This window comes from Pseudomonas sp. GW822-FHT04C11 (genome assembly GCF_058800905.1).
The window spans coordinates 16,909-42,335 of sequence record NZ_JBXAMS010000002.1; the positions used below are offsets into that span (position 1 = coordinate 16,909).

General features: G+C 55.4%; 22 protein-coding genes and 2 pseudogenes. 8 read left to right on the forward strand and 16 right to left on the reverse strand.

Annotated elements, in window-relative coordinates:
• Positions 1-58 precede the first annotated feature (58 nt).
• Positions 59-895: a CvfB family protein gene (locus AC1RJ3_RS02765; protein ID WP_019692453.1), complete on the reverse strand. Its 837-nt coding sequence runs from the start codon at positions 893-895 to the stop codon at positions 59-61.
• Positions 896-1,247: 352 nt separating this feature from the next.
• Here AC1RJ3_RS02765 and AC1RJ3_RS02770 point away from each other — a divergent pair, with 352 nt between their 5' ends.
• Complete coding sequence (locus AC1RJ3_RS02770) at positions 1,248-1,436, forward strand: PFL_1563 family small protein (protein ID WP_017337097.1); 189 nt, start codon at positions 1,248-1,250, stop codon at positions 1,434-1,436.
• Positions 1,437-1,612: 176 nt separating this feature from the next.
• Positions 1,613-2,482: a DUF6279 family lipoprotein gene (locus AC1RJ3_RS02775; RefSeq protein ID WP_493077331.1), complete on the forward strand. Its 870-nt coding sequence runs from the start codon at positions 1,613-1,615 to the stop codon at positions 2,480-2,482.
• Here AC1RJ3_RS02775 and AC1RJ3_RS02780 read toward each other — a convergent pair.
• Positions 2,479-2,871, reverse strand: a complete 393-nt coding sequence (locus AC1RJ3_RS02780) for a hypothetical protein (protein WP_054596229.1) — start codon at positions 2,869-2,871, stop codon at positions 2,479-2,481. The genes AC1RJ3_RS02775 and AC1RJ3_RS02780 overlap by 4 nt on opposite strands.
• Positions 2,872-3,063: 192 nt before the next feature.
• Here AC1RJ3_RS02780 and AC1RJ3_RS02785 point away from each other — a divergent pair, with 192 nt between their 5' ends.
• The 5 genes from AC1RJ3_RS02785 (at position 3,064) to AC1RJ3_RS02805 (ending at position 6,504) form a co-directional block, all read left to right on the forward strand.
• Entirely contained in the window at positions 3,064-3,801 is a 738-nt protein-coding gene (locus tag AC1RJ3_RS02785; RefSeq protein ID WP_493077335.1) for a DUF899 domain-containing protein, read from the forward strand.
• A 267-nt stretch (positions 3,802-4,068) separates the two neighbouring features.
• Positions 4,069-4,668, forward strand: coding sequence for a papain-like cysteine protease family protein (locus AC1RJ3_RS02790; protein ID WP_493077337.1), 600 nt, complete (start codon positions 4,069-4,071; stop codon positions 4,666-4,668).
• Between the two features lie 9 nt (positions 4,669-4,677).
• Positions 4,678-5,286 carry a hypothetical protein gene (locus AC1RJ3_RS02795; RefSeq protein ID WP_493077339.1) on the forward strand — a complete coding sequence of 203 codons (609 nt, stop codon included), beginning with the start codon at positions 4,678-4,680 and terminating at the stop codon, positions 5,284-5,286.
• Positions 5,287-5,956: 670 nt separating this feature from the next.
• The gene (locus tag AC1RJ3_RS02800) at positions 5,957-6,241 is read left to right on the forward strand and encodes a DUF3077 domain-containing protein (RefSeq protein WP_493077341.1); all 285 of its coding nucleotides are present in this window, start codon (positions 5,957-5,959) and stop codon (positions 6,239-6,241) included.
• Positions 6,238-6,504, forward strand: a complete 267-nt coding sequence (locus AC1RJ3_RS02805) for a short-chain dehydrogenase (protein ID WP_103316269.1) — start codon at positions 6,238-6,240, stop codon at positions 6,502-6,504. The genes AC1RJ3_RS02800 and AC1RJ3_RS02805 overlap by 4 nt, the downstream gene beginning before the upstream one ends.
• Before the next feature lie 315 nt (positions 6,505-6,819).
• Here AC1RJ3_RS02805 and AC1RJ3_RS02810 read toward each other — a convergent pair whose 3' ends face one another.
• From AC1RJ3_RS02810 to AC1RJ3_RS02850, 9 genes are all read right to left on the reverse strand, one after another.
• The gene (locus AC1RJ3_RS02810) at positions 6,820-7,023 is read right to left on the reverse strand and encodes a hypothetical protein (RefSeq protein ID WP_347929283.1); all 204 of its coding nucleotides are present in this window, start codon (positions 7,021-7,023) and stop codon (positions 6,820-6,822) included.
• Positions 7,024-7,032: 9 nt separating this feature from the next.
• Positions 7,033-8,211 carry a hypothetical protein gene (locus AC1RJ3_RS02815; protein ID WP_347929282.1) on the reverse strand — a complete coding sequence of 393 codons (1,179 nt, stop codon included), beginning with the start codon at positions 8,209-8,211 and terminating at the stop codon, positions 7,033-7,035.
• Positions 8,212-8,768: 557 nt separating this feature from the next.
• Positions 8,769-9,023, reverse strand: coding sequence for a DUF8617 domain-containing protein (locus tag AC1RJ3_RS02820; RefSeq protein ID WP_493077343.1), 255 nt, complete (start codon positions 9,021-9,023; stop codon positions 8,769-8,771).
• A 99-nt stretch (positions 9,024-9,122) separates the two neighbouring features.
• Positions 9,123-9,830, reverse strand: coding sequence for a transposase (locus tag AC1RJ3_RS02825; protein ID WP_103316264.1), 708 nt, complete (start codon positions 9,828-9,830; stop codon positions 9,123-9,125).
• Positions 9,831-10,000: 170 nt separating this feature from the next.
• Complete coding sequence (locus AC1RJ3_RS02830) at positions 10,001-10,450, reverse strand: SMI1/KNR4 family protein (protein ID WP_493077346.1); 450 nt, start codon at positions 10,448-10,450, stop codon at positions 10,001-10,003.
• Between the two features lie 178 nt (positions 10,451-10,628).
• Positions 10,629-11,003, reverse strand: a complete 375-nt coding sequence (locus AC1RJ3_RS02835) for a hypothetical protein (protein ID WP_493077348.1) — start codon at positions 11,001-11,003, stop codon at positions 10,629-10,631.
• A gap of 1 nt (position 11,004) precedes the next feature.
• Complete coding sequence (locus AC1RJ3_RS02840; protein WP_367576146.1) at positions 11,005-11,223, reverse strand: EndoU domain-containing protein; 219 nt, start codon at positions 11,221-11,223, stop codon at positions 11,005-11,007.
• Positions 11,224-11,341: 118 nt separating this feature from the next.
• On the reverse strand, positions 11,342-11,785 hold the full coding sequence (locus tag AC1RJ3_RS02845) for an RDD family protein (protein WP_493077351.1): 444 nt from the start codon (positions 11,783-11,785) through the stop codon (positions 11,342-11,344).
• Between the two features lie 140 nt (positions 11,786-11,925).
• Entirely contained in the window at positions 11,926-12,507 is a 582-nt protein-coding gene (locus tag AC1RJ3_RS02850; protein ID WP_347929278.1) for a hypothetical protein, read from the reverse strand.
• Between the two features lie 221 nt (positions 12,508-12,728).
• On the opposite strand from AC1RJ3_RS02850, the gene AC1RJ3_RS02855 reads away from it, so the two are divergent.
• A complete protein-coding gene (locus tag AC1RJ3_RS02855; RefSeq protein WP_347929277.1) occupies positions 12,729-14,168 on the forward strand; it encodes a HEAT repeat domain-containing protein in 1,440 nt (479 codons plus the stop codon).
• Positions 14,169-14,236: 68 nt separating this feature from the next.
• On the opposite strand, the pseudogene AC1RJ3_RS02860 reads toward AC1RJ3_RS02855, so the two are convergent.
• The 5 genes and pseudogenes from AC1RJ3_RS02860 to AC1RJ3_RS02880 form a co-directional block, all read right to left on the reverse strand.
• Positions 14,237-14,494: pseudogene (locus AC1RJ3_RS02860) on the reverse strand (DEAD/DEAH box helicase); the annotation flags it as partial.
• Positions 14,445-14,834 (reverse strand): annotated as a pseudogene (locus tag AC1RJ3_RS02865) (IS4 family transposase); the annotation flags it as partial. The pseudogenes AC1RJ3_RS02860 and AC1RJ3_RS02865, both read right to left, overlap by 50 nt.
• Before the next feature lie 136 nt (positions 14,835-14,970).
• Positions 14,971-15,138 carry a CHC2 zinc finger domain-containing protein gene (locus tag AC1RJ3_RS02870; protein ID WP_493077354.1) on the reverse strand — a complete coding sequence of 56 codons (168 nt, stop codon included), beginning with the start codon at positions 15,136-15,138 and terminating at the stop codon, positions 14,971-14,973.
• Between the two features lie 60 nt (positions 15,139-15,198).
• Positions 15,199-15,699 (reverse strand): Imm70 family immunity protein, encoded by a 501-nt coding sequence (locus tag AC1RJ3_RS02875; protein ID WP_493077356.1) that lies wholly within the window; start codon positions 15,697-15,699, stop codon positions 15,199-15,201.
• The gene (locus AC1RJ3_RS02880; protein WP_493077358.1) at positions 15,696-25,424 is read right to left on the reverse strand and encodes a two-partner secretion domain-containing protein; all 9,729 of its coding nucleotides are present in this window, start codon (positions 25,422-25,424) and stop codon (positions 15,696-15,698) included. Before AC1RJ3_RS02880 ends, AC1RJ3_RS02875 begins: the two co-directional genes overlap by 4 nt.
• Positions 25,425-25,427: the final 3 nt, after the last annotated feature.

A 25,427-nucleotide genomic window follows, 5' to 3' on the forward strand; every position in this document is an offset into this window, starting at 1 on the left:
AAAACAAAATGCCCCGGTACTTGGCCGGGGCAGTCAGGTCAGGTCAAGTCAGCTCGGCTCAGCTGAGTTCAATGCGATCCGCATGAATGACGATCTGGCCGTTCTTGTAGAGCGCGCCGATGGCCTTCTTGAAGTTGCCTTTGCTGACGCCGAACAGGCTGCTGATCAGCGCCGGGTCGCTCTTGTCGCTGACCGGCAAGGTGCCGTTGTTGTCGCGCAGCTTGGCGAGAATCTTCGAGTTCAGGCTGGTGGCGGCTTCTTCGCCCACGGGCTGCAGGCTCAGGCTGATCTTGCCGTCGGCGCGGATCTCCTTGATGAACCCCTTCTCTTCCTTGCCGGCACGCATGAACTTGAAGATTTCGTTCTTGTGGATCAAACCCCAATGCTTGTTGTTGATGATCGCCTTGAAACCCATGTCGGTCGCTTCGGCTACCAGCAAGTCAACTTCCTGGCCGGGTTTGTAGTTGGCCGGGGTTTTGTCCAGGTAGCGATCCAGACGCGCGGTCGCGGTAATACGCCGGGTGTGCTTGTCGAGGTAGACATGCACCACGCAGTATTCGCCCGCGGTCATCTGACGCTTTTCTTCGGAATACGGCAGCAGCAGGTCCTTGGGCAGACCCCAGTCGAGAAACACACCGATGCTGTTGACTTCAACGACTTTAAGACTGGCGAAATCACCGACCTGAACTTTCGGTTTTTCGGTAGTTGCGATGAGTTTGTCATCGCTGTCCAGATAAACAAAAACGTTCAGCCAGTCTTCATCTTCGCTGGGAATATCTTTGGGGATATAACGATTCGGCAGAAGGATTTCGCCATCCGCGCCACCGTCCAGATATAAACCGAAGTTAGTGTGTTTAACCACTTGCAAGCTGTTGTAGCGCCCGACTAAAGCCATTTCCAATACCCTCATTGCTTGGGCGCCATTCTACCCGGTTTTGCTGGCGCTGTTGGGTGACTGGCCGGCTTGCGAAGAAAAATCCGCTGCAAGGCTCATTTTTCCTGGGTTTTGCACCAGAGCAGAGCCCGCTCGTCAGACCGTCCGGAGACCTTTTTGCCGATATCGGTAAGCCATACACGGTACTTTTCAGGCCTGCGTTCTTATTCAAAACAGCAGCTTAGGTGATTATTGCGAACAGTAACTTATGAATAATCGACACCTGCCCCCGGTTATTTCAGGCAGATATTTACCAAGCAATTGTCAAGTATTTCCTGTACGATGCCTGGCCAAGTTAATTTTCTACAGGTTAATGGCCGCCATGCGTGTAAAAGCATCCAACAGCAAAGCAAAGCCAGCTCCAGCCGTTGAAACCAGCGAATCGATCAACAACCAGATTGCTGCTTTCCTCAAGTCCGGCGGCGAGATCCAGCAAATTGCCAAAGGCGTCAGCGGCCAGACATTCGGCCCGTCCAAACAGATCACCCTGGGCAAAAAGTAATACCCCCCTCGCGTCACCCTGGTCCCTAAGCGCTTTGAGCTTCGAAGCGCTAGGACTGGAACCCTCCTCCCCTGCTACACCCTTCAAGACCAAACGTGCGTTCGATTTGATCAGCTGAACAGCCGGGTCCATCCTGCATTCAGATACCAGAACTACGCCCTTGCAAGGATTGGCTCATGTCGCGCTGGTTGAAACACCTCGCCCTGTTCCTGACCCTGTGCCTCTCGCTACCGGCCTGCAACCGAGTGAGCCTGGCCTATCGCAATCTCGACATCATCATTCCCTGGACGCTCAACGACTACCTGGACATGAACAGCGAGCAGAAAGGCTGGCTCAGCGAACGTCTCAAGGAACACCTCAGTTGGCATTGCTCCACACAAATACCCGGCTACGTCGACTGGCTCGACCGTTTGCAGCAGATGGTCGAAACCAATCAAGTCACGGACGCCGCGCTGCAAACCCGCATCCTCGAAGCCAAGCAAGCCATTGCCCAGACCGCCCGGGAAATCACCCCGTCGGCGGTCGAGTTGTTGCAAGGCTTGAATGACCAGCAGGTCAACGAGATGAAACAGGCCTTCGCCAAAGACCAGCGCGTGCATCAGGAGAAATACCTCAAAGCACCGCTGGCACAACAGGTCAAACATCGCATCGAGCGGATGGATAAACGCCTGGGCGACTGGCTTGGCCCGCTCAACACTATTCAAGCGCAGCGCGTTGTTGCCTGGGCCAACGCGCTGGGCGAGCAAAATCAGCAATGGATCGCCAATCGCGCTCATTGGCAGGCACTGTTCAGCGCAGCAGTGGAACAACGCCACAGCAGCGACTTTGCGCAACGCATCGAAACCCTGCTGGTCGATCGCGAGACCTTATGGACCCCGGCCTATCGCCAGGCTTACAGCAACACCGAAGCCCAGGCACGCAGCCTGATTGTCGACCTGATGGCCGACAGTACCGTTGATCAACGCCAGCACTTACTGAAAAAAATCGACAAGATGCGCAGCGATTTCAGCGCATTGAAGTGCTTGAAGGTCGCAGGAGCCTCTTAAGCGATCTGCGCTTTAGACGCCACCTCATCAAAGGTCGCCGGGTCCAATGCATCCACCTGCTCGTCGAGCACCTGCCGTGAATGATCATTGCCCGCACTGCTGCTGTCGATCATGTACAGCAGGCTCGAACCGCGCGGTGTCAGGATGAAGTTCTCGCCGTTACCACCTTCGTCCTCGGGGCGGGACTCGATATAGCCACGGTCCAGCAGGAGCTTTTCATATTCGGTGGCGGTCACTTTCAGCTCATCCAGATTGCCGATGGGCTCACCCTCTGCCGCCTTCTCCGCAGCATGCTGCTCGGCATAGACGCGCGGAGCAAAGCTGTGGTCGGCGCTGTTCTGCACTTCGTGCAGCATTCGTTCAAGCAAATCCCAGTTATAAGCCGTCATCCGATATCAACCTCCAGCCAAACAGTGAGAGGCCTCTCATAGGTTGTGACCGGCGCCATCGGCAGCCGTTCAGCCAGGTTGTCATGCGGGCAGATGACGGCGACAGCCGATCAGCGGCTTGTCGATTACAGCGTCGGCCAAACGACTAGGCTGTGTAAGCCACAACACGCCAACCTCGCAGGAGGGGAAGTCATGAACAGCGTGCAACAGCACAAGGTCGTGTCCCGAGAAGAATGGCTCGCGGCCCGTAAACAACATCTGATTCACGAAAAAGCCTTTACCCGGGAACGCGACAAACTCAGCGCCGAACGTCGCGGACTGCCCTGGGTAAAAGTCGACAAGAACTATGTGTTCGAAGGCCCCGATGGGCGGCAAAACCTCGCCGACCTTTTCGGTGGCAACAGCCAGTTGATCATCTATCACTTCATGTTTGCCAAGGGCTGGAAAGAAGGCTGTCATGGCTGCTCGTTTCTGTCCGACCACTTCGACGGCGCCAACCTGCACCTGTCCCACCACGACGTTTCACTGGTGGTGGTTTCCCACGCGCCATTGGCAGAATTCCAGGCGTTCCGCAAACGCATGGGCTGGAAGTTCAAATGGGTCTCATCGGCCGGCAGCGACTTCAACGCCGACTACAAGGTGACCATCAGCGATCAGGAACTCGCGGACGGCACCGCGACCTATAACTACGAAAAAAGCACCAGCACTGAAGGCGAACTGCCGGGGCTGAGTGTGTTTTATCGCAATGACGCCGGGGAAATCTTCCACACCTATTCCACCTACGCGCGCGGCCTGGACTTGCTGGTCGGAGCCTATAACTTCCTCGACCTGACGCCCAAGGGCCGCAACGAAGAGCACGGCATGGAATGGGTGCGCTATCACGATCGTTACGAGACCGCACCAGGCGCCAAAGACTGTGGCTGCGAGTAATGCTGCCGGCCCCTCGCCCCAGTGGGGGCGAGGGAGTGCAAGCGCCCTCTCCACTCGAAGACGTCCGCCACAAAAAATGCATTAACGCATTATAAATTTGCGCTAACGCATATTGCGCCCTAAGGTTACAGCGAGACCCGATCGGAGCCGGCCATCGAAGATGGCAAATAGCGCAAGCCGATACCTCACCCGCTAAAAAGCAGTTTTATTTCAATTAGGTACATATACCCAAGCTGGACGCTTACGTTCATTCATGGAGGATGAATCATGTTACTGACTGAAGAGACACAGCTTAAAAGTTCGGCCACCGGCGAAACACTTCCCAAATGCCTGTCCCAACACCTTATCAACCCTGAACTGGCCGATATCGAAACATCGGCAGAGCAAGCAGCGTTGGCCGCTGCCAGTCTCAGCTTCAGCATGCAGCGGCAAACCCAAACCAATTGGTGCTGGGCAGCGGTTTCGGCGTCTATTGGCAACTATTACGGCACCGGGTCCTGGGCCCAATGCGTCGTCGCCAACTATGAACTCGACAGGAACTCCTGCTGCAACCAGCCTGGCCCTTGCAACGTTTATGGCTATCTGGATTCGGCTCTCAAGACCACAAGAAGCTTTGCCGGCATGAGCCAGGGTTCGATTCAAATGAGCGCCATTGAAAACCAGATCAACATGGGAAGACCCATCGGCATACGCGTTGCCTGGTATGGCGGTGGCGCTCACTTCCTGACGTTTTATGGGACCAACGGCAACTATGTATTGGTTGCAGATTCCATCTATGGCTATTCCACGCGCGCATTAAATACGTTCCCCGGCTCATACAACGGCGGCGGCAACTGGACCAACACTTACTTCACCCGGAAAAACTAGGAGGGCAGCATGAAACTTTCTTACCCAATGGCGCCTTCCAACGGCGTACAAACACTGCGCCCTGCTCTTCAAGCAGCCTTGCAGACACAAGGTTTTGGCATCAACCGCCAGTTTGCAAATGCCGTCCCGAGCAAAATTAGCCTCTCCGAGCCTTACCGCGGTTATTCACTGAGCCTGGAAGACCTGACCCAAGACAAAGGCTTGAAAGCGGCCACCCAAGGTAACTGGCACTACCTGGTCTTTTCCGATGGAACGACCATTGCCGATGCAGAACTGGCCGAAGTACACGGCCATGTTGAGTTCTCATCGCTGAACCATGGTGCGATGGCCCCCGCCACCGTCAGTGCGCTGAACCTGGCAGAAAACTCGGCGAGTTTGCAGGGGAAATCCTATGAACTCAGAGTGTTGTTTGTCTCGGCACTGCACTTTGTGGCGATCTGGCTGCATGCGAATGACGCGGGTAATGAGGACGTCATTATCCCGATTGAGCCGACACCCAAGAGCCTGGCCAGTACGCAGTTGTATAACGAGGCCAAACTACTTGCCCTGCTGACGCCTGCCGCCAACCAGACCAAAAAACTGTTTGATGCGGACACTACGGGATTGTTGGGGAGTTGAATCAGCTGTTGGTGAGCTGAAATGTAAAAAAGCCCGGACAGTGCTCCCAATGCTGTTCACTTAAGGAAGTCTGGAGGCCTGAGAAGTATCTGTGGCGAGGGAGCTTGCTCCCGCTGGACTGCGTAGCAGGCCCAATTCAGGGCCGCTTCGCGCCCCAGCGGGAGCAAGCTCCCTCGCCACAACTGCGGATATGCCTGAAACATCGGCGTAAGTGAACAGCATTGCGGACACGTGTCCGGGCTTTTTGGTGAGTGTCTGGTCCTGAAACTGGTGTAAGCCTTATTCAGGACGGGACCGGCGAATGGGTGTCCCCTTTTCCATATCGGTATCTGCGCACACGGCAACTGTCAGCTTCGGAACAAACCTACAAACAAACCACCTGCGTCAGACCTTACGCCGATTGACTGACCTCACCCCACTCCCTATCCTCGCGCCTGTCACGACTCATTCGTGATCGGGTTTGACGGCTCGGCAATTCCAAGATGCGCATGGTTCCTCAACTTTGCTCGTGCACTTGTGTGCCCGCTGCACAGCTTAATGGTAACTGTGTGCGGGGCACTTTCGAGTGCGCCGGGTATCTTGGACCGGTCCGTCAACCTGCGCACAGTTGCCACCCATTCGTTTGACGGCGACTCAGTGGCAGCTCTCTGACTTCCAAGGAGCTACACCCATGACCGATCCAACCACAAAATCCATCCCCTTCGCCCGCTGCGACCACGTCGACCATTACCTGTTCGCCGTCCAACCCGACATCCCGTTACTCGACGCACTCGAACACGCCTCGATCTACCTGAGCTGCGCCGAAGCCCTCGCCCATCAAGCCCCCACCGCCACCACCCCGGAACACATCGTCTCCTTACGCTGGGCCAGCCAGCAAATGCTCGGCACCGCCCGATCATTGCTCCAGGCGTCGATCGACGGACTGCACGCCAGCCAACCGGAGGATGACGCATGAACCCGCATATGCCGATGACCAACAACGATTGCGATATCCCGGTGCTACTGGTCGCCACCCAAGCGCCGCTGGATGTGCTGCACAGCAACGCCGCTGCACGGTTTCTGGCGGTCACGCAGATGATGGAAAGCCTGGCCAGCCTCGACATTGCCCATGCCAAAGGCGCAGACGTGCAGCAAATCGCCCACGCAGCGGCGATGTTGCTGCGGGACGGTTGTGATGTGATGGATGTGTTGGGGCGCCAGATTCGGGCGCAGCACTGAGGTAACGCATAGGCTGTTCCCGCACGTTGCGGGGGAGGAGCTGATGAGCCTCAGGTCGTGCGCGCAATATCTTGCAAAGCGATGATGTTCAACGCCGTACCCCGCGATAACTATGTATCTCATCGCGGGGTGCGATTTATTTGTTGATGCAAACACGTCGATCGGCAAGGGCTGAGGTACGGAGGAATGGGCACCCGAAGAAGGTTAAGTAAGTGTCATTCAAATCTGTCCCCTTTTCGTTCTAAGGCTAATGTGTGTCCCCTTTTCGTGAAAAATCGGTGGGTACTTCAGACCTTCCTTACTACCCCACATAGACTAATCTATCCAGTCAACATTAAAATCGGCCAATTGGATTTGAAGGCCTGCTTCATGTTCGAACCAATAGTCAAATCCTTGACCATCACTTTTTTTTAGGTATAGATAATACCCACCGGTGTCTCCGTCACGATCATCATCAATAAGCACTCTCCATCCAAAATACTCGCCTTCAACGACTATACCCTCTCGAATTATAGACATAACGACATCCTAGTCCGCATAGGGGACATGATTGTTAGATATATAACTTCCCGTCATAGGGTCTTTCACTCCAAAGTGCACATGCGGAATTCCAGGAGCATGAGCTCCCGATAAAGATCCGGAGTCGATGCGAAACTCCTTGGTGCCATCCGCGCTATGGAACACACCAGAGCCAGGCTTACCTATCTCTCTGTACTGAGAACCGAGATATTTTTGCCCTGCTGATAGTGCCTCATCGGTTGTTAGCGTCATAGAGCTCGTGAAGTTTTTCTTACCAGATAGCGTTTCATTGATAACTTGATCTACGCGTTGGATAGCGCCTGCGTCTAGCTGGATCTGATTCTCAGCATTAACAAAGATTTTCCAATTCTCAGTTGGACCAGCCAGCGGAATGCGCGGTGTCGTAGTAGGTTTTGCACCATCAGCCGTTTTCACCGAAATTTCAACCGGCTTCGGCTCAATAACCGGCACATCCAGATCAGGACCAATCCTCTCGAGCTTGGCCAGTTTTCCTTCAAGCCCTCCCGCCTTGGCGATTGCCGCAGCCCTTTGAAACGCGCTGCTTGTAACATCAACCCCCATTTTGGAGAGCGCCAATGCGCCCTTGGCAGCGTCGGTCCCACCGCCAGCCACAAGGCTGACAACCAAGGCCACGGCTTGACCCATTTGATTGCCTAGGTTCTCCGCGTTGGCATCGCCTCCGTGCTCAAGCGCATCAGAAATCTGAGTCAACTGAGAGTCAAACGCTTCAGAGGCGGCACCGAGCAGCTTTTTCCCATCGGCGGTGGCTGCAAACTCTTTCATGGCAGCCACACTTTCAATCGGATGAGCCATCAACTGGGCAGCACTATCAAGCGAGCCAAGCCCTGCCCCGGCCATCCCGTCAGTAAACCCTTTGAGAATACCCGACCCGGTCAACAAATCCTGACGCCCGGAGATCCCCGCCCATTTCACAGCAATCAGTAATTCTTCCGCAGGGTTTTTAGCAGCCTTCAGCTCTTTTGTTGCTTGAACTATTTGCTGCGTCGCCAACCAGTTGTTATCAACGTTCGCCGTCGCCGCGTTGTTCGCCGTCGCGGCACCGTTCGGATTGCTCATGGCCGCAATACCGGTCACCAGACTGGTGATGATGTTGCGTTTGGCCTCGCGCTCTTCGCTGGTTTCGTTTGGACTGGTCTCGTTGAACAAACCGGCCAGTACGCTGCTGGCCGAGCCACCCAAGGCACCGGCAGCAGCAAAAAGGGGACAGATTTATTTACGACAACAAAACCCGGCAATGTCTACTCCTGAAACAGGTGTAAACCTTATACAGGATAGGACGACGACTAAAATCGTTTATCAATAAATAAATCTGACCCCTTTTCACGGCCCGGCATGAAACGCCCAAGTCCTGTCAGAGTGAGCCGACGACCTCGGAGCAATGCGCTGACACAACACATCAACGTTTTCAGACGGCGAGAATGGACAGTGGGAAGTGCTTGAGCGAGCGCGCTGTGTAAAAATCGGATGGCCTGCATGGGATCGGGATCTTGTTTTTGTGTGGTGCAATACAAGCTGCCGCCCCGTGCAGGTCTCTTCAATTCCTAGGTTCTTGATTTGTCGTAAGAAAAAGCGGGGATTTCTCAGAATCTGTCCCCTTTTCACTACAGGCCGTTAGGTATCAGGCCGATCATAAGCAGAGGATGGGGGCAGTCAGATAGTGAAATGAAAATCCCCGGCAGATGCCGGGGATTTTTAGAGAGCACTTACTCAACTACATACGTAGTGAATTTATTTTGCTCCTCTTCTAAGTGCAATCTTCTACAATTTGGGCATCGATATACCGTGATAGCTCTTTCATCAAGAGCCTCATATAGCTGATCAGAAGAAAGCTCATCTCCATTATCCAATTTTTCCCCCAACCTCTCTATCGCCGACTCAGGAATTAGAGTCAGCTCATAGTCTGACCACCCTTGGGAAAGGTTCATAACGTAACCGCATACACAAGAATACTTTGGCACTGTTAGCCCCCTCCAGAAGGCCGATCAAATCGGAAAACTGCCCCATCAGAACCTTGGAAGAATATAGTCTTTATATTCTGTATCAAAAAGGGGACAGATTTATTTTCCAACCACAGACTTTTCCCTTGGTCGGCCTTGACCTCGACGCTCTATTCGAATCCCCGCAATCTGTTCTACTTCATCGATAAAACGCCCCGTCCCGGTTAGCTGCCCACGCTGTAGAGCTTCACGAATAAGCCTTACTTCTTCGCTGGAAACAGCTTGTCGTACAAAACCCTCATAATTTTTGTACCGCTCCAGGCTGGTATCACCCAACACATCGAAACAGGCTTCAGTATCTAGCCAATCGCTATCAGGCAGATCGCCTACACGTGCCCGGTAACTCGACCAAGGGTAATCCGCCGCATCGACCACCATGCATGCACGTACCGGATTCAGTTCAATATAGCGGCAGCATGCCAACAGATAAGTATCGGATTGCACCACACTGGACTTATACCGACTCTCCCATAGCGTACCGGTACGGCCTTCCAACCGGTTACGGTAGCGAGTGGCACGCGCCGCCAGCGCCTTCATTAGCTGCCCGAGGCCTGCCACCGATTCGCTTGGCGCCAACAACAAATGGACATGATTGGTCATCAGGCAGTAGGCGTACACCCTTACCCCAAATGCCTCCTTAAGCTCTCGAAGGTCGGCAAGATAACGCTGATAGTCCTCAGCAGCAGCAAACACCACCTGACGGTTATGACCGCGTTGGACAACGTGATGCGGGTAGTTCGGCAAAACAATGCGTCCCATCCTGGGCATGAGCAACCTCCTTCCATGGAGCTTTCAGCCTAGCAAATCAGCGAAAAATAAATCTGTCCCCTTTTCCTTGGTCCCCTTTTCCTCGTGCATTCTCATCGACCCACTTGACCTTACTTGAAGCAAGATCATCTACTGCGCCTTTTGCACCTCTTAAAACGCAACGCTAACAATCAGCCCGCCGCACGCCGTTCAACTAAAGACTTGATGTACTTCAGCCGTTCCAAGATAAAATCAGAAAAGCTTGACGCCAACACATCAACCCCATCCAGCTCAGAACTAATCTCTACGACTTGCCAATTATTTTTTGCGTCGAAAGCATATAGTACATCGCTCGAATTTCCACCGAATACGTAAACGCCCTCATAGCCCTCAATTTCCCGGCCGCATATAGTCGAATATTTCTCCGGACCATCATCAAGATGAAATGCCGCGTCTAATTCACCGAAACCAAACTCGGTGAGAAATTCCAGATAGTCAGCTGGAGCCTGCTGCCGATCTGATTCATCAACATTGCTTAACGTCGCACTCGTGTTTGTTATGCGGTAGCCGTAATTACCCTCATAGTCCTCTGAGGACATCACAGCGTCAACCAACGACTTTAACTCTTCTTTATTTTTCATAATCATTTACCAAATATTTTTTCCGCTGGCCCTTGGGCCCTGTGAATACCACCTTGGTGCTCCACGCCTCTCATTAGAAAAAAAGGGGACAGATTTATTTACAACGACAAAACCCGATCATCCATAAATAAATCCGTCCCCTTTTCGGTCCATAAATAAATCTGTCCCCTTTTCGCTCTTAATCAGCGATCTCCTTACCACTCACAACAGCCAACTCAATTTCCCGGAGGTACTTTGAGACATCTGTACCTACGAAAACCATTGATCTAATTGACTCTAAAGCAGCAAAAAACACTTCTCTATTGTTACTGCCAATCACTTTCAAAAGTACCAACAAAGCATCATCACTAGGAAATCCACCTATAGCCTCGCAAAGGCGTACAAGCCAGGCATCACTTTTGTCAACTACAGCACCCAACATCTTTAACCAGTCGTCACCAGTAAACTCTTCAAGTAAAGATGAAGCATGAATGACTCCAACGTCATGCCAATAGTCAGGCGCTTCCATTTCAACTGAAAACAAACTTATACATTTATCAAATTCGTTATACATTTTACTGCCCCAGAAATTGCTGCACTGTTAAGCAACCCTTGCCACATGGATACCCGGCGGTCACTACATCGCCAACTTTAACCACCTCAACCTTAATGCCATTCACTGTTGACTGATAAAGCGATGCACCATCTGACACTCGGGTTGCGATTGGCTTAGTACCCCCCGCTGATCTAATTGCGCTAATTGCCTGAGAATCACTCCACCCCTCTGGGAACAAGGTGCTCGTTTTAATCTTAGAAAAAACAGAAAGGGGACAGATTCATTTACGACAACAAAAATCGGCTTTCCATAAATAAATCCGGACCTTCTCTCATAACAGCCATACATAAATCAATTTATTTGACATTGACCACCATGGTCATGGCAAGCATATCGCCAAGACGTCGCCTAAACCCGAAAAACACAAAGACTGCGTCTAAAATACTAAACATCGCTTTCGGAACATTTCGTAAAAGCGACTGAAAAATCGTGCACTTCGTATTCACTGGAAACCCTACTACGGACATCTTCAACAACCGTTTACCCACACTCTGACCGTTCGGTAGAGCATCACAAAATAGAAAATAGCTGATCGCAAACACCAGCAGAATATTACTTATCACGCTGTAAAAAAGCGCGACGCCGTAGGAGCTACTCGCCATGAGCATATAACCAATCAATCCTTTCAAAAATATCAGAACAAACACAATAGACAGATCAATAAAATATCCAGCCAAGCGTTTGCCCGGACTGGCCAAATCGTATAACGACTTCAATGCTTCGGATTCAGTATTACGCATCAAACTCTCCACCATCTGAAAAAAACACAAAAAAACCTGACCAAAAGGAGACAGTTTTAATCTCAACGACCAAAATTGTTTGTCATTAAATAAACCTGCCCCCCTTTTTCGATAAATAACGCTCTTTTCTCGCTCAGCAACTAGCGCGAAGGAATATCCCTGATGTCGGACACGATAAATGTCGGCAAGGTACGAATATAGAAAGGCTCCACATCAGCATTATCTTTGTGAGTCAGCGCCGCCACCATCGTCTTCATATTGCGAAGCTGACCAAATGCACCGGCAGGCTGCAGCCCCTCGCGAGTTTGGGAGAAATGCAACACTTCGGTACCGGCCTTTTTGACCTTGACCTGATAACTGAAATCAACACTGGCGAGGATCGTATTGTCGTCGACGATGACCGACACCAATCCACCATTGGAGTTACCGATCCGACGCTTGTAGACGGTGTTCACATCCAACAGGTAATCGGCACTTTCCTTGCTCGTCGCATAGCGATTAGCGCTCGACAATTGATTGATCAGCTCAACGCTGAGCTGCTCGCGCAACGCGTCTTGCGGCATAAACCGCTCATTCTTGCCGACCAGTTCAAGGTCGAAGTTGTCGATCCAGTAGGTAGCGGTCGCCGGGATCTGAACTGGCGTGGGGGAGATGTAGTAAGCAGGTTTCGAGGCGCAGCCCGACAAAAATAAGATCGCCAACAGTAAAGCCAACACACGCATGTCGATTCGTCCTTGAGGAGTTTCACGTTAGTTTAAGAGCGAGATTTTACAAACACAGAAGGGACTGATTTGTTTACGGCGACAAACGCCCTGATCGGTCTTTGCGCGACCCAATTGATGATACCAGATAGCCATCATCCCCTCGTAACGATATCCTTGCCTCACCCAATACATACACGCTGCGAGTCCTGTCCGACAGCCTCCGGCCACAAGGACAAACCATGAACGCCTTCCAGGGATGGCTCAAACGCATTTTTAATCGCGCCGCTCATACTACTTCCACCATTGCGCTACGCGACGAGACTCCGCTTCCAAGAGAGGTGCGCAATGAGGACCTGCGCACAGACGAAGAGATTCGCCGTGACCAAGCGATGGCTGTGCTCAGCACGGCTCGGAGCACTGGCGATTGGTGCGCTCTGAGTCGTCATCGTAATGGATTCGTCCGCGAGGCGGCCGTGCGCCGGCTCATGCAGATTGAGGGCCGCTATGCACTGGCAGCGTTGATCGACAGCTTGAATGACTACGTGCCGCAGATTCGTACACTGGCCAGCGATCATGTGCAGCGCTTTCTCGATCCACAACATGCAGTAATGCTGATTCAGGTACTGGACTCATTCATCTCCCTGGCCCAGAAAAACCGTATCGATCACCAATCAACGCTGACAAACGTCATTCGTATTTTGGCGACGCCTTCGGTGCGAGATACCACCCTTGAAGCGTTTAAGGCAACGCATGGTAAACCAGCACGCCTACTGCTGGAGGTATTAGAAAAGGCGTTTGCGCATGACCTCGCCCACATGCTGGAAATAGCCCTGAACCATCAGGACCCATCGGTCCAACGCCTGGCATTACAGGCAAGCCTGCAGTTGCCCGACGCACAGGTACAGGCTCTATTGCTCGGAGCATTGAGCAGTCACGCCGCAAACCTTCGGGTGAATGCGCTGCGCGCTTGGCTGAATCTGGCGAACACCCCGGACCAGATTCACTGCGTTTTGAAAAGAGCATTGTTCGACACTTCGACCTCGGTGCGTTCCCTTGCACGTTGGGCGTCGTCGAAGTGGCAACTCGACAGTCGAGAGGTGCTGCTGCAACACCTGCAAGCGCCGTTACCGACTACCCAACGTGAATGGATTGGCCTGATCGGGTTGGTTCGGGAGCTGAACGAACCGCAGGCCAGAGAGATGCTCGAGTCAGCCGTCGAATATTCCGCACCACGAGTTCGTGCGCAGGCTTTGGAGACATTCGAACAAGTGTGTGGCGAAGCTTCGTTGCCTGCACTGATCCGCGCACTGGGCGACCCCTCGCCTCGTGTGTTCCGTGTTGCAGTTGACCTGTTGAGAAAACAATCCAGTACCGCGGTTGATGGTCCGGTCTCGGATCTGCTCGAGTCCGGCTCACGAACGCTCAGTCATGAGCATCGCCGAGCACTGGTCAGCATCAAGGCAAGCTGGGAACAACTCAATTACTGGATGCGCGGTTTGAGTCAGGCCGACACCGATAACGGCGACTGGTTGGCTGAAATCAATCGATGGTGTGAGACACGCCACAAGACGTCCGACTACACGACACCCAAAGCCCTGCGCCTGCAATTGCTGCACGCACTGGGTGAACTCGAGAGTCAGGGCAAAGTAGCAGGTGGAACCGTCGCCAGTTTGCGTTGAACCCGGCGTACATCGAACATAAAAAACCCGGACACTGTCCGGGTTTTTTATGGGATCGCCAAGGCGCGTTATTCAGCGGCCGGTGCTTGCGGCTTGCGGCGCTTGAGCGGCGCCATGCCGTCCTTGCTGACCAGCGACAGGGCGTCGGTCTTCGGGCGGTTGGCGATCTTGCGTTTGGTCGGGGCCTTGGCGCCGGTCTTTTTCTTGTCGCCTTTGGCGTCGACTTTTTTCTTCTTCACGCCAACGGCTTTGCCCGAGGCCTTGACCTTTTTCGGTCCGCCGTAGGTGCCTTTGACTTCCTTGATGGTGTGGCACTCGAAGCTCTGCTATCAATAAATAAATCTGTCCCCTTTTCGGTCCATCGATCGGTGACCAATCCACCAGGATCAACGGATGTTTCAGCGACCCCAGCAAGGCTCGCAACATGACCCAGTAAAACAGCGAGCGCTCCGTCTGTAGATGATGATTGCCCAACAGCCGATCCACTCGTTTGATGGCATGTTTGGGGTAGGCCCGGCCCGGCATGAAACGCCCAAGTCCTGTCAGAGTGAGCCGACGACCTCGGAGCAATGCGCTGACACAACACATCAACGTTTTCAGACGGCGAGAATGGACAGTGGGAAGTGCTTGAGCGAGCGCGCTGTGTAAAAATCGGATGGCCTGCATGGGATCGGGATCTTGTTTTTGTGTGGTGCAATACAAGCTGCCGCCCCGTGCAGGTCTCTTCAATTCCTAGGTTTTTGATTTGTCGTAAGAAAAAGCGGGGATTTCTCAGGGACAGATTTATTTTCGACGACCAAGATCATTCATCAATAAATAAATCTGTCCCCTTTTCGATCACCCAATCGATCACAGAACCTGCGGCCCCGCAGCCAAAGCAGTGATAGAGATTTTTCTCCTCGGAGACCGACAGGCTGGGGATGCAACCTGGGAGCAAAAGGGAAGCAAATAGATAGCAAAAGGGCTGCAAATCGGATGCAAAAACACCGGCGTTAAGCCGGTGCTAAATAAAAAATAGAATTTCTACAGATCAGCGACGCCAGAACGGTAACTCGTCAGAAGCAAGAGAGTTATACAAGTCTTCGGAACGATTCACATCAAAAATATAGTCAGGCGCGTCGGTAAAGCCGATTCTTAAAGGGACGTACTCATTAAACTCTTTATAAAAAACATCTGAACATTCGACAGCATCAAAAATAATTTTGAAGAAGCGAGCAAAGATGTCAGCCAGAGTATTACCACTCAAAAGCAAACGAGTATTTTCCTCGTCTACCCCGAAAGCGCTTATATCAAAGCTATCCGCAGGAATGCTATTAAACTCAGCCCTTACACTCTCTAAATCTATCTTTAACTCAGCCAGTTCGTTTTTGCTTAAAGAGCGGCAATAAAGCTTCTCTGTAACCAAGGGATACTTGCTTCCTCTTTTGCCGCCCTCAAGAAAAAACACAACTGACTTAAAAAAACAGTCAACGTCAGAGGCTGGACCTAAGACAGATATTGTCATTGCGGCAAGAACACCTACATTTTTCATTCTGCTTTAAACCTGATGGATGAGGGAGATATTGCCCCATTTGACTTATCAACTATTCCACGAACGATTTGCGCACGCTGCGCAGGCGTAACAGCTTGCCCTCGAATATCAATAACGACTTGCTGCTGCATTCCTTGCGGTAAATTTTCAGCTCGCTGGAGGGCTTGCTTGGAAACATTACTAATCAATCCGCTTTGATTTTTTGCGATGTTGTAGTTTTTCACTTCAACACTGCATACGTTACCTACACACCAGTCTGGACGAACACTACCCGAAGTGCCGTAAGGAACTTCTTGTCCATTTTTATAACTGACTTGTGGGCGAGCTCCAGCACCAAGATCAGCGCCGACATCAATTTCAGATTTTTGGGGTGTGGGACGAACAGGTGTCCCAGTAGAGGCAAGATCATCTACCTTTCCAGCAGCGCCACCAGTAGCTTTTGCACCTGTAAAGCTCGCATCATTAGCCGCTGGTGCCCCATCACCTACTACTTTTGTTTCACCAGACAGTAAATCGGTCGCAGGTCCTTTTGCAACACTTACTTCTTTTGCACCGATGCTAGCACTGCCCCTTCCCAAGGAGCCGATCTTTGGAATCCCAAGGCTCGCAACATTCATGAGTCCTATCACAAGATTGCCGATGCCATTCCATGTATCACCGTCATAGACTTGGCCCGCACCGTGGCCAGCCTGAAGCCCACCATTCGCCGCAGCGGCGACCCGAATCGTAGTGCCGAGGTTACCGGTCAGAAAATAGAGAGCTGGTGACCCCACGTCACTCATCGCCTGCATTTCGCGATTGATGCGCAGGTAACCTTGGGCATCGCGATATAACATTTCGCTAGCGCTCTGGTCTCTGGACCAAAAGATATTGGCAACCGACACACCATCCTGAGCTCTCAAGCCATCGGCGTAAGCAATTCGCTCCTGCGTAGTACCGCCCGCAAACGGGTAATCCCGATAAGGAACGGGCCCGTTCTTAAGCAAGTTGTCGATGCTGGTCCGAGCAGCCTCTTCCCCGTACTTGAGGCTTTGCTCATAGCCATACACCTGAAGGTAGGCGGCCAACTCGGTTTTTTCTGAGGAAGATAGGGACGCAGGATCGGCATGAAAACGCTCCAACAGCCCATCACTACGTTGGTCCGCGCCTTGGAGCACCATCATCTTTTTCGCGGCGTCCAAGCTCTTGGTTTCCTCATACTCCTTGAGGGCTCTGTCTCGCTCTGCTTGGGAGTGATAGCCCAAGAAGTTGTACTGGGTTGCATTCGCCGCCACTGCAGCAGCGATGTCACTATCCCCACCCGAAGCCGCCGCTCCAAGCACACCCACTACTTGCGAGAGAGCCATTAGGTTGGCTTGAGCCCGGTTGTACTCCGGGGAGCCCGGAACAAGATTTGAGGGTAAGAGTTTGTCCCCCAGCAATCCGACCAACACTTCGTTGGCGCCACCAGCGATTGCTCCGGTACGGAAATCACCACCCATCGCTTCAGCTAGCAAACCACCGAGACCGGCATGCAAGGCAATTTTCGTTAAGTCCCCCTCTGCCAGGCCCAGGTCTCCAATTTTCCCGGCTCCCACAGCACCACCGATACTTGCAGCCGTACCAGCAGCCGAGCTGGCAAGATTGTCCTTGAAGCTGCCGCCATAAACTGCCGTTTTGATCACCGCATCAGCCGCTACTTTCATTGCAACGGTTTGCAGGCTCTTGACATCAAAACCAACACTACCCGGACTGTAATTGAGCCCCTTAGCGACACCCGCCGTTGCGGCGCTTACGACATAGCCTTTGATACTGTCTTTAGAAGTAACGTCTTTGACGACCTTCCCAAGATCACCTCGGTTGTTAATAGTGCTGACAGTTGCCTTGGTTGCGACACTGAGAGACGCAGCCTGCAACATTGAATTCATGCCGGCCATCATCGGCCCCATGACTGCTGCCAATGCAATCGCAATGATCAACTGCGAAGCGGGCCCCAATCCTGAGTTGCTGTACTTGAACGACTCATGAATCTCCTTGACCTGCCTCCAGTCCACATCACCACGCGCTTCAGCTTGCTTCAACCATGCAAGCTGAGGGTCCGCCTGGACCATCGCATCGATGGTCTGGCTGACGCTCTTCTGGTCGATGTGTTTGATGTCGATCTTCAGACCATCAACAGCTTTGATCGTGAGATTGCCAGCGGCAATCAGGCTGCTCTGACGCAACGTTTCGTCTGTATTGCCCTTGCCTTTCGATGAGGTCCAGAAAGCATTGTTATCGCTCTTGGTATGGCTTTCATCATGCAGATCCTTCACCCCTTCAAAGGTGATGGCCCCACCGCTTTGCAGCGTGATGTCCTTACCGCTTTCAAGCTTGGCCACCTGATACTTTTGATCCCCACCGCTGGCCAGTGTCAGGTCCCCGCCGGTCTTGATTTCACTGCCCACATTAGTGACCTTGGTCACTTCATCGCGCTGGGTTTCCTTGCTGCCCCAACTGCCTTTTTTCTTCATGTCGTACAGCGAGTAGTCGCTGTCTTGTGCGGCCAGCAGTTCAAGCTTGTCGCCCGCCACCAGGTACGCTTCGTCGCCAGCGCTGATGCGGCTGGAAATCAGCGTCATGTCCTTGCCCGCGTTCAGCGCAACATTGCCGCCGGCGGTGAGGCTGGTGGACACCTGGTGAACATGGTCTTCCTGGCTCTTCACTTCCTTGGTTTTGCTGTACGAGTGCTGCTCGTTCGCGGCCGAGGCCAGGGTCAGGTTTTCGGTGGCAGCCATGGCGATGTCGCGCTTGGCGTCGATCTGGCTGGCGATAGCCGTGAGGTCACGCCCGGCGTCGACTTTCAGATCACGCCCAACGTCAACGCTGGAGCCGTACTGGGTGATGGTTTGATTGCGGTGGTTGGGGCCGGCCTCGTTGCTGTCGATCTGCTCGGCGGAGGCGATGTTGACATCGCGACCGGCGCTGATCGTGGTGTCGGCGCCGCTTTTCAGTACGCCGCCGGTGTTGTTGAAATCGCGCCCGGCGTTGATGGTCAGGTTGTTGGCCGCTTCGATGCGGGCCGCGCTGTCGACGAAACTCCGTTGCTCGCTGCGGGAGTCGCTGGCGCTTTCATGGGTGGTGACCGTGCGTTCGTTGATCACATCGCCCTTGATTGCGGTCAGGCTGACGTCACGCCCGGCGATGATGCCGCCGGCCTTGTTGACGAGGTTGTTGCCCACCAACAGGTCCAGACGATTACCGGCTTCCACCAGGCCGCTGTTGACCAGGTCGTTGCCGGCGGCAGCCGAGAGGTTGCTGCTGGCGCGCAGGGTGCCGGCGTTGTTCAGGTCCTTGCCGGCGATCAGCGTCACGTCGCTGCCCTGGATCAGCGCGCCGTTGGCGGCCAACCGGTTGTTGGCGTTGGCCAGGTACAGCACCGGCACCAACACTTGCTCGCCATTGACCGTGGCATTTTCCATCCAGACGATGTCGTGGGTCAGGGCCGCGACCTGCTCGGAGGTCAGGCTCACGCCCAGTGACAGGTTGAGTTGCTGCTTGCTGGTGACGGCGTTGTTCATCAGGTACTTGAACAGTGCTGCGTCCGAGGTCTGGCCGTCAATGAAGCGCTGGCCGGTACGGGCGACTACGGCTTGTTGAATCAGCTTTTGCTCGTAGAGGCCATCGCCCAGACGCTTGGCGCTTTTGTCCGGGTCGAAACCGAGGTTCGCCAACAGGTAATCCGAGCTCATGAATTGCTTGAGGTCGGTGAGCACCGGGTTGGTTTCGATCAGGTATTTGTTTGGGTTGGATTTGCCCGAGGTGTCGGGCAGGCCCTGCACCCGCGCGACGCTGATAGGCTGGGTGACCAGGGAACGGTCCGCCGCTGCCACGGTGAGGCTGCTCGGCGAAAGGTCTCCCGGCGCCAGCTGGCGCTGGGCGGTGCCCAGGTTCGCGCCGCCCATGGTCCAGCTCTGCGGCGCGGTGTTGGCCACGGTGCTGCTGCCTTGGCTGCTCAGACGGAATAGACCGTTCTGGCCACTCGGCAGGCTAAAGCCCGGGAGCGCCAAGGGGTTGACCTGTTGCTGAGCGAGGTTCGGTGGCAGCTGTTGGTTCAGGGTGATACGGGTCGAGTACGGGCTGGCGGCAGCGCCGGTGTCGGTTCGAGCACCGCTGCCAATATAGGTATAGCCTGGCCGTATGACGCTGTTGTCTATTGTGTTTTGCGCATTGATGTTGATGGCGCCGGCGGCCTGGATAATCGCCGCGAAACGTTGATCACCGGAAGCCAGCTTGGTGACTTGACGCAGTGCAGGCAACTCGGTTTCGGTACTGCCAATGAAACTAGCCATCGCAGCATTCAGACCGCTGATGTCGCCCGTGTAACCGCTGCTTTGATACCAATACTGGTTGGTAAAAGCCCTGGCAGCATTGAACCAACCGTCCGGATCTCTGGTGCGCTCGGAGCGGTAAATCCGAGAAGTTTCGGTCTCTCCCGTCTCAAGTCCGCTGTTGGTCAGACTGCTCAGCGTGGCGCTCAAATTACCGCCAGAGGAGATACTACTGCTCTGGTTGAGCAATTGCCCGCCACTGATGGATAAGTTGTTGCCGGCTGCAATGCTGGATGCGCTGCTGCCGCTGGCCTCGAGCTTTTCCCGCTGGAGGATTTTCCAGGCGTAGTGCTCCTTGCCCCCGTCGCAGTCGGCTTTGGGCATGATCGTGCAGTCGGTGTTAGTAATGGAGGCGGTGTAGATGCCCTTATTGTCAACATTCAACACAGTCCGAACATTCTGAATCGTGCTCGCCGCCAGGCTCATGCTGCCATCGCTCTGGAGCGTGGCGGAGCTGTTGACGATGCTGTTGGCCAGGCCTCCCTGCCCATCACGGTCGATGCTCAGGTTGCCCAGGCTGTAGACGTTGGCATTGGTGTTGTTGAGGTCCGCAACGCGCAACGACATATTGCCGCCGCTGAAAATCAAACCGCCGTTGTTGGACAATGCGCCGGTCGTGAGCGTCAGGTCCCCTCCGGTTCCCAATGTCCCGAAGTTCCTCACCCCGCCCGCCATGACCGTCATCCCGGCGCCGGAAGTCAGCCGACCGGCATTATCCAGTTGGCCGCTGACATTGAGCCTGGTGTCGCTACCGCCAGCGATGCTGGAAGTCACGCTATTGAGGTTCACTTGCGCGGCGCTCAGGCCAAGGGCCCCTTGGCTGCTGAGACGACCAGCGCCCCAGTAAGCACCGCCCAGGCCCAAGTTCAGGCTGCCGTCACTGGCAATCAACCCTTCGTTGAACCAGTTGACACCGCTACCGATGAAACTGTCGGTGGCCAACAGTTGGCCGCTGGCGGTTTGGGTGAGGCTGTTGACGTTGACGTTCAGGCGCCCGGCCTGGATGACGCTGCTGTTGGTCCAGGTGTCGGCATTGAGGGTCAGGCCACCTCGGGTGACCAGGGTGCCACCGGCCCCCATGACGTTCGCGGTGGAGATGTCGAAGGTGCCGGTGCCGACGTGCAGCAGGCTGCCGCCGGTATTGAGAAAGCTACCGGCGCCGAGGGTCAGGTCGGTGTTGGCGCTTTCCAGAGTACCGTTGCGGTTGTCGAACAGGCCACCGATCTGGAAGTTGGTTTTGCCGCTGGTGCCCAGGGCACGCAGCTGGCCGGTCTGGTTGTCGAGGCTGGCGGCTTTGATCGCCAGGGTGCTGTCGCTCTCGATGATGCCCAGGCGATTGTTCAGTGCGCCATTGAGGTTCAGGGTGATCTGGTTGCCGGCGATCTGGCCGTCGTTGTCGCCGCTGTTGTCGAAGTTGTTGCCGGTGACATTGACCTGGCCTTTGGCATAGAGGCCGCCATTGCGGTTGTCAAAGTTGCCCGCGCCCGTAGCGATGACGGCGTCGCCGTTTTGCGCCGCAATGCGACCACCATAGTTGTCGATCCCGCCCCAGGCTTGCAGGTTGAGGCGCTGGGCCTGAAGTGTGCCGCCCTGACGGTTGTTGGTCAGGTCGTAGCCGTTTTTCAGGATACCGACCCGCGCCTCAAGGGCGCCCTTGACGCTGGATAGCACGCCGCCACGGCTGTCGGTGTTGGCCGCCTTGAGGGTCAGGTCGCCGTCCTGGGCGATGATCTTGCCGCTCTGGTTGTCGATATCGCCGGCGACGTCGAGGTTGACCGCACCCTTGCCTTGCAGCGAGCCCCTGGCGTTACCGAGGCTGGCCGCGGTGAGTTGCAGATCCGCATTTCGGCTGGCGATCAGGCCGCCGGCCGTGTTTTGTACCGCCCCCGTCGCCGTGAGCTTAAGGCTGTCGGTGGCCCCGACGGTGCCGTGGTTGCTGTTATCCAGGCCGCCGGTGAGCAGGATCATCTGGCCCTGGCTGGACAGTTCGCCGCCCTGGTTGTTGATCTGGCTGCCGGTAAAACTCAACGTTTGTTGAGCGTTGACGGTGCCGCCGGTGTTGCCGAGGGTCATGGCGTTCAAGGTCAGGGCCGCGCCACTGCCGATCACCCCCCCCTGAGCGTTGTTCAGCAGACCGCTGACGGTAATGGATTGCCCACCCACGCTGGAGAGGGCGCCTTGGTTGCTGTTGTCGAGGCTCCCCGCGTTGACGGTCAGGACATTCTGGCTGACCAGCGCACCGGCGCCGCTATTGAGCAGTGCACCGCCGATGGTCACATCGACGTTGCCGCTACGGCTGGAAACGGTGCCGTTGTTGCGGTTGTCGAGGCTGCTGCCATTGAGGCTCAGCCCCTGCCAGCCGGAGAACAGGCCGCCGTTCTGGTTGATCAGGCTGCCGGCGGTCAGGTTCAGCAGAGTGTTGCTGATCAGCTTGCCGGCATTGCTGTTGTCCAGGGTGCGAGCCGTCAGGTTGATGCTCTGGACGCTGCTGAGTTCGCCGCCCTGGTTATTCAGGTCGCGCAGGTGATCGATGCTCAGGTTGCCGGCGGTGACGATATGGCCGGCAGCGTTGTTCAGGTCACCGGTCGCACTGCCGAAGTCGATGGCAATCGCACTGCCCTGCAGACTGCCGCTCTGGTTGTTCAGCCCGGCGCTGTTGATGGTCAACGCGGTGGTGGCGTTGATCAGCCCCTGGTTCTGATTGGTGAGCTGGCCGTCGATGGTCAGGCCCAATTTGGCACGGCTGGTCAGGGTGCCGCCCGAGTTATCCAGGCTACCGGTATGAACGTCGACCGCGGCCGCGGCGATCATCCCTTTGATGCTGCTCAAGGCCTGCTCGATGCGCAGGGTCAGGGCCTGGTTGCTCAGCAATTTGCCGTTGCCGTTATCCAGGCTTTCGGCGGCGATGGTCAGGGCCTGGGCGCTGGAGATTTCGCCGCCCTGGTTGTTCACACCCTTGAGGTTGCTCAGCACCAGAATCGGGGCGTTGATCATGCCGCCCTGGTTGTTCAGTTGGCCGTGATTGAGGTCCAGGGTCAGCGCGGTTTCGCCTTTCAGTTCGCCGCCCTGCTGATCCAGGCCGGTAACGCTGGCGGTCAGGGCCTTGGCCGCGCCAATGCGGCCGCCATCCTGGTTGGTCAGTTGCGCGGTGGTCAGGTTCAGGCTATCGCCGCTGCTCAGGAACCCGCCGTGGCTGTTGTCGAAATGACCGGTGTTGATCAGCACCGCCGACTGGCCACTGATCGTGCCCTTTTGGCGGTTATCGAGGCTGGCGCTGCGCAGGTCGAGGCCACTGTCGGTGACCAGGCGCCCCCCCTGGTTGATGAGCGCACCGCTGCTGGTGAGACTCAGTTGGCCGGCGCTCGACAGGCTGCCACCCGAGTTATCCAGACTACCGGCGTGAACGCTCAGAGTCCCTTCGCTGCTGATCAGGCCCTTGAGCTGGTTGGTCAGGGCGTTGTCGAGGGTGATGACCAAGGCAGACTGAGCCCTCAGAATGCCGCCGCTGTTGTCCAGGCGGGTGCCGCTGATGGTAGTGGTGCCGACCTTGCCGACCAGTTGGCCGCCGGTCTGGTTAAGCAGATCAGCCACCGTCAGTTTCAGGTCGGTACCGGCCAGGACTTTGCCGCTGTCACTGTTGTTCAGATGCTGACTGGTGAGCGTCACGCCCTGGGTGCTAGAAAGTTCGCCACCGCGGTTATCGATGCTGTCGAACGTGAGGGTCGTACCCTTTACCCCACCGACCAGACCGGCGTTGCGGTTGTCGAAGCTGTGGCCGGTCAGGCTCAGGTTGCCTTGGCTGACCAGCACTCCACCTTGCTGGTTCAGGGTGTGGATGTCGGCGGTGAGGTCGCCTTTGCTGGAGAGGGTTCCGGCGTCGTTGTCTGCGATGTCCGCCGTCAGGTTGAGCGTACCGTTGGCACTGAGCAGGCCTTCATGGTTGACCAGATGGCCGACCTTGGCCGTGAGGGCACCGCTGCTGTTGATCAAACCGCCCTGACCATTGAGAGCTAGAGAGGCGGCCAGGTTCAGACGATCAGCGCTGAGCACCCGGCCCTTGTTCTGGTTGTCCAGCGTCGCGGCACTGACCGTGGTGTTTTGCTGCCCACTCAAGGTACCGCCCTGATTGTTCAGGGTTTGCGCGGCGTTGACCGTCAGGTTGCGACTGGCGACCACGCTGTGGCCGCTGTTGGCGAGGTTCTGTGCGCCAAGGCTGACATCACCGCTGGCGTTGCGGCTGCTGTCGGCGTTGACCCCGGCTTCGATAACGCCGTTGTTGGTCAGTTGGCCGCCAGCACTCAAATTGATGCGGTCGCGGGCGGCGAGGGATTGCTGGTTGCTCAGATCACCCTGGGTTTGCACGTTGAGGGCGGTGCCGGCGTAGACCGGAGCACGGGCGTCGAGGCTGCTGGCTTTGATGTTCACCGCGCCATTGGCCGCCGAGGTGTCGGCCAGGCTCAGGTGGCCGTTGGCATCGAGCTGGATGTCGCCACCGCTGGCGATCAGTTTGCCGTCGAGTTTGACCCCGACACCGGCTTCGGTGCCGACCAGTTTGATAGCCCCGGCGTACATGCCGCCGAGCGCCGAAGAGTCGATAGCCAGTGCCGGTTGCGAGCTGCCGTCGTTGGCCCGCGCCGTGGCATTGAGAGTGTCGGCGTTGACGTCGTTGCGACCGGCAACGATGGTCAGGTTATTCGCCTGGATCTGCGCATTGATCTTCGCGCTGCGGGTGATGATTTCGAAACGGTCGACGTTGGTGGCGTTGATCCCGGTGCCGTCGATGGAGACGCTGCCCTGATCGACCTGAAAGCGGTCCAGTCGACCGTTGTCGAGCACCGGCTTACCGGTGGTCAAGGTCACCCGTGGGGTGTTGATAAACCCGCAGCCATTGCAGCTGATGCCATAGGGGTTGGCGACGATCACCCGCGCCGACTGCCCCGCCACTTCGGTGTAACCGCTCAACCGGCTGGGGCTGCCGCCGTTGACTTCGTTGAGGATGGTTTGTGCGGAAACGCCCTGTAGATTCGGGTTGCCTAGGATAATCCCCCCCAGTTGCGTGGCCTGCGTTCGGGCCGTGGCGTTGTTGAGAATGACCCCGTTGGTATCGACGTTGTAGTCGCGGAACTGGTTGTGCGACAGACCGCTGCCGTTGGGCGCGGCGATGTTGACGATCGGCACGCCATTACCCGCACGGTCCAGCGTCGTACCCGGCGCGCTGACCACTATGCCGTCCGCCTGCGCCCACATCGGTTGCCAGAACATGACGTTGGCCAGCAGGAACGCCAGGCCGCGCTTAGGCATGCCCATGAAACGTTCACGGGGAATCACGGCAGCAGAAGGCTGGCCGGCCAGAAAGGCCAGTTGGCGAACGTCCATATT